The sequence below is a fragment of the uncultured Pseudacidovorax sp. genome (assembly GCF_913773995.1).
GTDB lineage: Bacteria > Pseudomonadota > Gammaproteobacteria > Burkholderiales > Burkholderiaceae_C > Xenophilus.
The window spans coordinates 1-10,092 of record NZ_CAJYES010000002.1; the positions used below are offsets into that span (position 1 = coordinate 1).

At 72.8% G+C, this 10,092-nt stretch carries 9 protein-coding genes; 1 reads left to right on the plus strand and 8 read right to left on the minus strand.

Annotated elements, in window-relative coordinates; translation table 11 throughout:
- The 5 genes from QZ772_RS00095 to QZ772_RS00115 form a co-directional block, all read right to left on the minus strand.
- A partial coding sequence (locus QZ772_RS00095) for an MFS transporter (protein ID WP_295521695.1) occupies positions 1-1,028 on the minus strand: 1,028 nt, incomplete at its 3' end.
- 69 nt (positions 1,029-1,097) lie between these two features.
- Complete coding sequence (locus QZ772_RS00100) at positions 1,098-1,640, minus strand: hypothetical protein (RefSeq protein ID WP_295521699.1); 543 nt, start codon at positions 1,638-1,640, stop codon at positions 1,098-1,100.
- Between the two features lie 138 nt (positions 1,641-1,778).
- Positions 1,779-2,654 carry a hypothetical protein gene (locus tag QZ772_RS00105; protein ID WP_295521702.1) on the minus strand — a complete coding sequence of 292 codons (876 nt, stop codon included), beginning with the start codon at positions 2,652-2,654 and terminating at the stop codon, positions 1,779-1,781.
- A 173-nt stretch (positions 2,655-2,827) separates the two neighbouring features.
- Positions 2,828-4,180, minus strand: a complete 1,353-nt coding sequence (locus QZ772_RS00110; protein WP_295521704.1) for a sigma-54 dependent transcriptional regulator — start codon at positions 4,178-4,180, stop codon at positions 2,828-2,830.
- Complete coding sequence (locus QZ772_RS00115; protein ID WP_295521707.1) at positions 4,165-5,613, minus strand: HAMP domain-containing sensor histidine kinase; 1,449 nt, start codon at positions 5,611-5,613, stop codon at positions 4,165-4,167. The genes QZ772_RS00110 and QZ772_RS00115 overlap by 16 nt, the downstream gene beginning before the upstream one ends.
- 134 nt (positions 5,614-5,747) lie before the next feature.
- On the opposite strand from QZ772_RS00115, the gene QZ772_RS00120 reads away from it, so the two are divergent.
- A complete protein-coding gene (locus tag QZ772_RS00120) occupies positions 5,748-7,397 on the plus strand; it encodes a glycosyltransferase family 39 protein (RefSeq protein ID WP_295521710.1) in 1,650 nt (549 codons plus the stop codon).
- Between the two features lie 46 nt (positions 7,398-7,443).
- Here the strand turns inward: QZ772_RS00120 and QZ772_RS00125 are convergent, their stop codons facing one another.
- The 3 genes from QZ772_RS00125 to QZ772_RS00135 form a co-directional block, all read right to left on the minus strand.
- Complete coding sequence (locus tag QZ772_RS00125; RefSeq protein ID WP_295521713.1) at positions 7,444-8,202, minus strand: alpha/beta fold hydrolase; 759 nt, start codon at positions 8,200-8,202, stop codon at positions 7,444-7,446.
- Positions 8,195-9,211 (minus strand): tripartite tricarboxylate transporter substrate binding protein, encoded by a 1,017-nt coding sequence (locus QZ772_RS00130; protein WP_295521716.1) that lies wholly within the window; start codon positions 9,209-9,211, stop codon positions 8,195-8,197. Before QZ772_RS00130 ends, QZ772_RS00125 begins: the two co-directional genes overlap by 8 nt.
- Before the next feature lie 102 nt (positions 9,212-9,313).
- A partial coding sequence (locus QZ772_RS00135; protein ID WP_295521718.1) for a LysR substrate-binding domain-containing protein occupies positions 9,314-10,092 on the minus strand: 779 nt, incomplete at its 5' end.

The window sequence follows — 10,092 nt, forward strand, 5'->3', positions numbered from 1 at the left end:
TAGCGCTCGACCATCAGCGGCGTGGCCACGCCCAGCGCACCCGCAGCGATGCCGTCGAGCACCTGCACCGGCAGGTTGGCCCACACGCTGGGGAAGGCCCAGGCCAGCAGGCCGCGCACCGGCAGGATCAGGATCGCGAGATAGATGAAGGCCGACAGGTCCCAGCGACGGCTGCGCGACACCCACAGCGCGACCGGCACCATGGTGAGCTGTGCCACCACGATGGCCACACCGGTCCACAGCAGCGGCGCCGCATCCGGCTGGGTCGCCGCCAGCCGCTGGTTGAGCAAGGGCAGCATCGCGGCATTGCCCAGGTGGAAGAGGGCGCAGGTCAGCGCGAAAAGCCACAAGGCCTTGTGCCGCAGCAGGTCGCCGAAGCCTTCCGGCACGGCAGGCGACATTGGCTGGCCTTCCGAATGCGGGGCCGCGTCGACGCCGCGCGCGGCCGCATGGTCGATGTCGCCGGAACGGATGGCCGCCACGCACAGCAGCGCACCGACCGACATGGCCAGCATCACGGCCATCATCCAGGGCGCCCCGAACAGGTGGGCGACCACGCCGGCGCCGAGCGCCGAGACGATGTTGCCCGCATGGCTCCAGGCTTCATTGCGGCCTGTCTGGCTGCGCAGCCCTTCCTGCCGGGCCAGGCCAAGCGTGAGGCCAGCCAGCGCCGCGGCAAGCAGGGCCCCTGCCGCGCCGGCCACCGCCTGCGAGGCGATCAGCAGCGCCGGCGAGCGTGTGGTGAAGGCGAAGGCGCTGCCCACGAGCACCAGCACCACGGCGACGCCGAGCAGCAGGCGCTTCGCGGCTGAGCGGTCCACCCACGCACCGGCCAGCGGTGTCATGACCACGGCGGCCAGGCCACCGGCGGTCAGGGTCGCGCCGATCAGCGCCTGGTCCACCCGCTGGCTCTGCAGGTAGGTGGCTAGGAAGGGCCCCAGGCCATCCCGCACATCTGCAAGGAAGAAGGCCATCCAGGCCAGGGCCGTGAGCGAGCCGGCCGTGGCAGTGGAGGCAGAAGGCGCCATGCGCAGGGAGGGTCCCCCGGGCATCGTTCGCGTGGTCGGGAGGCTGGACATGGGCGCCTCGAACGCGCGTCAGCGCGGCGCCAGCGCGTGGCCGTTGACGGTGCGGGCCTCCATCACGCGGCCCTGCCCACCTGCGAGCGGGCGCGAGGGGCCGTCGGCCTCGACCTCATCGCCGACCTCCAGCCCCGCCTGGGCGAAGCCCTCGGGCTTCAGGTGCACGAAGTCGCCGGAATCGAGCACCACGCCATTGGGCACACCATGCTTCGCATGGTTGATGCGCACCACCCGCCCGCGCACTGGGCCTTCGGTGTGCGCGGATTCGACCGGCTTGCCCGCCACATGGCTCAGGCGGTGGAAGTCGTAGACCACATGGTCGCCCTCGCCCTTGTCGGAAGGCTGGCGCAGGCTGCCTTCCACGGTCACGGACTGTCCGGGCCGGAGGTGGGCGAAGGCATCGGCCGCGGTCTCGTCGTGCTTGTCGAACACGAACTGGGTGGGGATGCCGTAGGTGTCGATCAGCAGTCCCTCGTAGCCGCCGCGCGGACTGTAGATGAGGTGCTGGAACTGGCCTTCGACGGCGTAGACGTCGATCATTTCTTCATGGTGGGGCATGGATGCTCCTGATGCTTGGCGAACGGAAAGGGGGGGAGCGACGCGGGGGTCCTGCGTCGCTCGATGGCGTAGGTCAGAAGGTGTGAATGAATCCGGCGTGGCAGAACGAGCGGGCATGGCGGGCTCGTTCAGACCTTCTCAGACCGGCCGGCGCTGCGGCCCGGGTTGCGGGCCGGGCCGGGGCGCTGGCACGTCCACGCTGCCGGAGAGCACGTCCTGCAGGGCCTGCGGCGAGGCGCCCAGGCGCGTGGCCTCCAGCGCGGCACCCAGCGGACCGCGGGTGCCCCAGCCCTGCGCATACAGGGCTGCGCCCGGCTGCAGCAGGCCGCTGATCATGCGACCCACATGCGGCGGGAAGCGCACGATGGTGCCGTCTTCCAGCAGCACGCCGTTGACGTCACCGCGGCCGGTGGCGAGCACGCGGACGATGCGGCCGCCGGCGTTCATCGCAGCCAGGGCGCCCATCGGACGCGGTGCGGGCGGCACCGCACCGGGAGCCGGCGGCTGGTCGACCACCATGCGGCCGCGCGCGCCGATCTGCTGCGCCTGGATGGGCGCGCCCTCCGTCGCACGCCATCCGGTGGCGTCGATGCGCTCGCCCGGGCGGACCATCGCCGTCAGCTCGGCCGACAGGTGGGGCGGAAAGCTGATCTGCGTGCCGTCCTGCAGCAGCAGGCCGTCGGCCTCGCCGTTGGGATTGATCAGCCAGCGTGCCAGGGTGCCGGAGACGCTGGCCTGCGCCATGGGCGGGATGCCCAGCGGACCGGCGACCGGCACGGGCCGCGGTTCGGGCAGCGGGGCCGCCATGGGGCCGGGGCGTGCTTCCGGCAACGGCGCGGGCAGGGCCGCCTGCGCCCGCGGCGCGCCCATCGGCCGTGGGGCGGCGTCGGTCATCGGAAAGACGGGCGCGGTGGGCTCGGGAGGCTGCGGCGCCGGCTGGGCACCGGCGATGCCGGAAGCGGCGATCAGGCCGGCCAGCAGGCCGGCGCGAAAAGGAAGTCGGGTCAAGGTCATGGCGTGCTCCTGTTGACGGATACCTGACCTCTTCCAAAAGCCGTGCCAGTGCCACCTTCCTTTCAAATCAAGGACTTGGCCGACCATCCGCCGCGGCGTCTGGCTGCGCAGCGGACAAGGCTTGTCCGCGAACACGACAGTGCGGCGTTCGCGCAAGCGCAAGCCGCCCGCGTTCACTCGAGGCCGTACTGCGCCAGCTTGGTGTAGAGCAGCTGCCGGTGGATGCCCAACTGCCGGGCCGCCATCGACCGGTTGCCGCCCGCCGCGGCCAGGGCATGCTGCAGCAGCAGCCTCTCCAGACGCTCCACCGCCGCGGGCAGGGTTGCGTCGTACCAGTCGGGCGACAGGCCCGCGGCATCCGCCGCGTGATCCGCGCGTGCGCCGCTGGCGGGCAGGTCCACCTGCGCGATCACGGCGCCGCGCTGCAAGGCGTGGCAGCGCTCCATGGCGTTGCGCAGCTCGCGCACGTTGCCGGGCCAGTCGTAGGCCAGCAGGGCGCGGGCCGCCTCGGCCGACAGCCGCTTGGCCGGGCCCGGCGTGGCCGCCAGCCGCAGGAAATGCTCGGCCAGCGGCACGATGTCCGCCAGCCGTTCGCGCAGCGGCGGCAGGCGGATGGGCAGCACGTCGAGCCGGTAGCGCAGGTCTTCGCGGAAGCGGCCGTCGCGCACGGCCTGGGCCAGGTCGCGGTGGGTGGCCGCCACCACGCGCACGTCCACCTTCTGCACGCGGTGGCTGCCCACGGGCGTGACCTCACCTTCCTGCAGCACGCGCAGCAGCTTGGCCTGCACCTCCAGGGCCATGTCGCCGATCTCGTCGAGCAGCAGCACGCCGCCATTGGCCGCCTTGAAGCAGCCGGCGCGCTCCGCCACCGCGCCGGTGAAGGCGCCCTTGACGTGGCCGAAGAGCTCGCTCTCCAACAGGTCCTTCGGGATGGCGGCGCAGTTGACGGCGACGAAGGGCCCATCGGCGCGGTCCGAATGGCGATGCAGGGCGCGCGCCACCAGTTCCTTGCCGGTGCCCGTCTCGCCGATGACCAGCACCGGCGCTCGGCTGCCCGCCGCCAGGCCGATGCGCTTGTGCACCTCGCGCATGGCCTCGCTGACGCCGATCAGCTCGCCGTCCTCCGCGACCGGCTGAGGCGCCGGCGCAGCCGAGGCCGGCGTGGCCGCGGCCAGCGCGCGGCGCACGGCGTCGATCACGGCATCGCGACCGACAGGCTTGGCCAGGTGGTCGAAGGCGCCCAGGCGCATGGCCTCGATGGTGCCGGCACTGCCCGCATGGGCGGTGAGCACGATCACCGGCGGGCGGCGCGCCAGCCGCGCATTCATGGCGGCCAGGGTCTGCAGGCCGTCCATGCCGGGCATGCGGTGGTCCAGGAAGACCAGGTCCACGCGGCGCGCGCCCAGCAGGGCCAGGCCTTCCTCGCCACTGGACGCGGTCTGCACCGTGTGGCCCAGGCTTTCGAGCGTCTCGCGCAGCGAATCGGCGAAGGCCGCGTCGTCGTCGACGATCAGCAGGTCTGCCATGGCATCTCCAGGATGAAGCGGGCGCCGGGCGCGCCGGGCTCGTGGCGCAGCTCGCCGCCATGGGCGAAGGCCACCTCGCGAGACAGCGCCAGGCCCAGGCCGGTGCCGTCCGCACGGCCGGTGCCGAAGGGTTCGAAGAGGCGGGCGCGCAGCGCTTCCGGCACGCCCTCGCCGTCGTCGCTGACGGTCAGGACGAGCTGGCCGCGGTCGGCTTCATGGCGGGCGGCGAGCTGCACTTGGCCGCCGGGGCTGCGGGCGTGGCGCACGGCGTTGTCCAGCAGGTTGTCCACGGCTCGGGCCAGGTGCATGGGATCGAACACGGCGCGCTCGGGTGCGCCCTCGGTCAGCACCAGCCGCACCTGGCGGGAGCTGGCGCCCGCGCTGGCGGCGACCAGGCGCTCGTCCAGCCAGGCGGGCCGGTCGACCGCGCGCGGTTTGAGATCCAGCGGCTGCACCAGCGCCAGCAGGCTCTGCACGACCGCATCGAGACGGTCGATCTGGCCCACGATCGTCTGCAGCGCACGGCCCTGCGCCGCCGGGTCGCCGGCCAGCGCGTTCTCCGCCTTCAGGCGCATGGCGGCGATAGGGTTGCGGATCTCATGGGCCACGGCCGAGCTCATGCGGCCCAGGGCCGCCAGGCGCATGTCGCGGCTGCGTTGGGCCTGCGCCTCACGCGCGGCGGCGCGGGCTTCCTCGAAGCGGCCGGCGAAGCCGTTGTAGCTGGCGACGATGCGGTCCAGCTCGTCCAGGCCGGTGCGCGGCAGCCGCGGCATGGCATCGGCGGGCGCCGCGGCCAGGGCGCCTTCGAGCCGCCGCAGCCGCGCCTGGCCGCGGTAGAGAAGCCAACCCAGCCAGAGCCCAGAGAAGACGATGGCCGCCACCAGCGCCGCCACGCCGGCGCGCAAGCCGCCTTCGGCCGCCACCGCGCCCAGCTGCGTGCGCGTCATGGTCCAGGCCGAGGCGCCACCCACGTTCAAGGGGCAGGCGGCCACGATCAGCAGCTCGCGGCTGCCGCGCACCTGCTGGGTCTGGGCGCGGCCGGTGTCCACTGCCTGGCGCGCCAGCTGTTCGAGCAGCGGACGCTCCGCGGGCGGCACGTCGGTCTTCACGCCGGCGCCCTCGTAGGTGGGATAGGCATAGCCCAGCATGCCGCCATCCCGGCTCCACACGCCGCCTTCCACATAGGGCGCCTCGGTCAGCACGAGCTGCAGCAGCACGCGCGCGAGGTCGGTCTGCAGCACGGGCGCGGGCGGGGCCGACTGGGCGTAGCGCTGGGCCAGCTGCTCGCAGGCCTGCTCGACCCGGGCGCGGCCCACCTTCATCTGCATGGCGGGGCTCAGGCGGTACAGGCCCAGGAGCACCACTCCGAGCAGCAGGCAGACGGCGATGAGCAGCGCCCAGAAAACGGCAAGTTGCAGGCGCAGCGATCGCATGAAGAGGGCAGGGACGGGGCGGCAGGCTGGAGGGCGCGCCAGTATGCGCGAGGCCTACCGCCCGTCCGAATGGCCCTACATGCTCCGGGCTCGTCAGACGCTGGTGAGGCGGAACGTCGTACAAACCGCCGCCCATGTTGTCGTTCGAACTCTCCCCGCCCCGCGGATCCGCGTCGCCCGCCGCACCCGCATTGCCTGCGCAGCTGCCGCGCGGCGCGGTGCCGCTCGTGCTGTTGGCCCTCGTGCTGGTCTGGGCGCTGCCGCCGGTGCTGGCCTACCAGTCGCCCCCGTGGGACAACGTGGAAGAGCTGTTCTGGGCCCAGCGCTTCCAGTGGGGCTACTACAAGCACCCGCCCCTGCCAACCTGGATCATGGCGGTGCTGGTGCGCCTGGCGGGACCTGATCCCTGGCTGACCTATGTGGCGGGTGTGGGCTGCGGGGCGGGCGCCCTCTATCTGCTGTGGCGCTGGGCGCGCGAATGCATGCCGCCGCAACGCGCGCTGCTGGCCGTGGTGCTGGCCTCGCTGGTGGCCTATCACCTGCAGCGCACCACCATCTTCAACCACAACACGGTGCAGCTGCTGCCCCTGGCCGGCTACTGGTGGATGCTGTGGCGCACCCTGTGCCGGGCCGATGCCCAGCCGCGCCACTGGATCGCGCTGGGCCTGTTCGCCGCCCTGTCGCTGCTGACCAAGTACAGCGCCGTCGTCCAGTTCGCCGTCGGCGCGCTGCTGCTGATGCAGGCCGGTCGCTGGCGCGAGCCGCGCATCTGGCGCGGCCTGGGCCTGGCGACGATCGTGGCGCTGGTGCTGCTGGCGCCCCACCTGTACTGGGCCCTGACCCACACCGACCAGACGCTGGGCTATGCCGCCGCATCGATGGAGGCCCGTGGACACCGACCCCACCGGACGCTGCAGCTGCGGCAGCAGCTGGGCATGCAGATCGGGCGGCTGCTGCCGATGCTGGTGGTGGTCGCGCTCGCCTTCGTGCTGCGGCCGCGGACCGCCACGCCACCGGTGCCGACCAGGCCCCAGCCGACCGCGGCGATCCAGGCCGCGGACCGGCGCTTCCTGGCCTGGGCGGCCTTCGGGCCGGTGGTGCTGGTGCTGGCCGCCATCACCCTGCTGGGCATCAAGGCGCATGGCCACTGGTTCACCACCTTCTTCCTGCCCCTGTCCCTGTGGCTGACGATGGTCGTGCCGGGTCTGGAGGCGGAGCGATGGCGCCGCGGCCGTTGGGCCGTGGTGCTGGGCGCGGCCGCCCTGTTCCATGCGGTGGCGGCCGTCGGCGGCGCCTGGGCCGAAGGTGGCGCCGAGGCGCGGCGCGGCCACATCACCCGCGGCAGCCTGCCCTCGCAGCAGATCGCCGAGCGGCTGCAGGCCGTCTGGCATGCCCGCGTGCCCGACCGCCCCTTGCCCATGCTGGTGGGCGACACCTGGTTTGCGGGCGCCGTCGCGCTGAAGATGGGACCACAGGTGCAGCTGTGGATCGACGGCGAGGAACGCACCTCGCCCTGGATCGAGCCCGGCGCACTGGAGCGCGGCGGCGGCATGGTCGTCATCCTCGACACGCAGCCCTTCCAGTCAGAGTGGCCCACCCTGGAGACGCGGCTGGCGCAGACGGATTGCCAGGGCCGGATCGAGCTGCCGTGGGCGCCGGGCAGTTCGCGCATGGTGTCGATGCGCTGGGGTCTGGTGCTGCCGCATGAGCATGCGGCAGCGGGCGATCGGTGCACTGCCGTTCCGGCAACTACCGGCGCCGAGGCGTCATCGACCACACGCTGACCGGCGCGCGAGGACCAGAGTTCAGCGGCGCGGGCCGGTGTCGCCGTCAGGCGTGGACATCCACGGACAGCCACTCCAGCAGCGCCCGCGTCACCGCCTCCGGCTGCTCCATGGTGCTCATGTGGCCGCAGTCCTCGATCGCCGCCAGGCGCGCAGCCGGGATGTGCCGTTGCATCTCCTCATGACGCGCCAGCGGACTCCAGCCGTCCTCGCGGCCGCACAGCAGCAGCGTCGGCACCGTGATCGCGGCCAGCAGGTCCGTGGCGTCGGGACGATGGAGCAGGGCATGGATCTGCGCCGCGAACTGGGCGGGCGTGAAGCGCTCGATCATGTCCAGGATCCGCGCGAACACCGGCGACTCCCATCGCGCCGGATGCACCATGCCCCGGGCCCATTGGTGGCCCATGGCGCGCATGCCGTCCGCCCGGGCGAGCGCCAGCAGCGCCATGCGCTGGGCGGCCTCGGCCTCGCCGGTCGCGCCGGCGGGGCGCGCCTGGTAGCCGGTGTCCAGCAGCGCAAGCCGCTGCACGCGGTGGGGCGCCTGCCGCCAGATCTCCAGCGCACAGCGGCCGCCCATGCTGTGGCCGGCCACGCTGAAGGCCTGCCCGGCCGGCAGCATCGCGATCGCCTGCCGGGCCATGTCGTCGATGGTGTCGGCCGCGCCGTGCCGGGCGACGATGCAGTCGGCGATCGGTGCCAGGGCCTGCACCTGGGCCTCCCAGACGGCTTCATCGCACAGCAGGCCCGGGATCAGCAGCAGCAAGGGACGGGACGGCTGCGACGGGGTGGTGGGCGCATCAGTCAAGCTTGGCTCCCGACTTGAGGACGATCTGCGCCCAGAGCGCCTTCTCCGCCACGACGAAGCGGGCGAATTCTTCCGGCGTGCTGGCCACCACCTCCGCGCCGGTCAGGCGGATCTGCGCCTCGACCTCGGGCGTGTGCAGCGCACGGGCCGTGGCCGCCTGCAGCTCGTGCACCATGGCGGCGGGCGTGCCCCTGGGTGCCCACAGGCCATACCAGTTGGTCAGCACATAGCCCGGCAGGCCGGACTCGACCATCGTCGGCAGATCCGGAAGCATCGCCATGCGGGCCTGCGAGGTCACGGCCAGTGCCCGCAACCGGCCCGCGCGCACCTGCTGCATCGACGACGACGCCGAATCGAACATCACCTGGATCTGCCCGCCGATGAGGTCGGTCTGGGCCGGCGCGGCGCCACGGTAGGGCACATGCACCATGTCCACGCCCGCCAATTGCTTGAGCAGCTCGCCGGCAAGATGGGCCGCGCCCGCGTTGCCGGAGGAGCCGAAGGACAGGGCACCCGGATGCGTCTTGGCATAGGCGATGAGGCCCTGCACGTCGCGCACAGGCAGTTGCGGATTCACCAGCAGCAGCATCGGCACCCGGGTGAGCTGGGTGATCGGCGCGAAGTCCTCGATCACGTCGAAGGCCACCTGCTTGAACAGCGCCGGGTAGGTGACATGCACCGAGGCATTGACCAGCAGCGTCTGGCCGTCGGGCCGGGCCTGGGCCACCGCTTGGGCGCCGAGCATGCCGCCGCCGCCCGGCCGGTTGTCCACCAGGAACGGCGTGCCGAGCGCCTGCTGCAGCCCCTGGGCCGTGATCCGCGCGATCTGGTCCGCGGGCCCGCCCGGCGGATGCGGCACGATGACGCGCACCGGCCCCTTCGCGCTGGATTGCGCCCGTGCGAGGACGGGCAGCGTCGGCAACGCAAAGGCGGCCAGGGCGGCCGCCACCACCCGTCGCCGGCCCGCCGCCGACGGCGGCACCCCACGCACACTGCGTTCTTCGATCATGTCGTCTCCTTGTCGGTCCGGGCTCGTGCCCGCACTTCGCAGGATGCCCCACGGCGCAGCACATCACCATGCATGCGCACGGTTTTCGATGCGTTCTGCCTGTCACCCTCTCGGGGCTGCGGCCGAGGTCAAAGCTTCCTGGAACGCCGCCAGCGCCGGCGTCGGCGCGAAGCCGGCGCGCACCGTGTAGCCGATGGCGCGCGGCGGATGCGGCAGCGCCAGCGGGAGCGTCGACAGCAGGCCGGCCTGCAGCTCGCCGTGCCATTGACTCGGCGGTGCCACCGCGAGCCGGTCGCTCTGCTGGAGCAGCCTGGCGATGAGCGCCGGGCTGTTGATGTGCACACCCACGGGCGCGGGCAGATCATGGGCCGCGAAGCTGCGGACCAGTGCCTCCCAGGCCGGCGAGCCCGACATCGGCAGCACCCATTGGGCACGGCCCAGGTCGGCCAGCCGCAGCCGCCGTCGTGCCAGCAGCGGGTGGCCGGCCCGCACGAGCAATGCGAGCGGGTCATGGAACAGGTGGACCTGGCGCAGGTCGGTCGGCACTTGCGGCCGCAGAGCACCCACCATGATGTCGATCTGTGCCTGCTGCAGGCTGCCGCGCAGGGCGTCGTAGGTGCCATCCACCACCGACAGCTGCAGCTCGGGCCAGCGCGCGCTGACCTGCTGGAGGGCCGCGGAAAGCACCGCCCCCGTGGAGTAGGGCAGGGTGCCGATGGCCAGCCGGCCCAGCCGCCGTCCTCGCGCGGCGGCGGCATCCTCCACCAGCGCCTGCATCTCCCGCAGTGCGAGGGCCGCATGGTGGGCCACCCAGGCCCCTCGGCTGGTCGGCCGCAGGCCGCCGGCCAGGCGGTCGAACAGCGGCTCGCCGGCCAAATGCT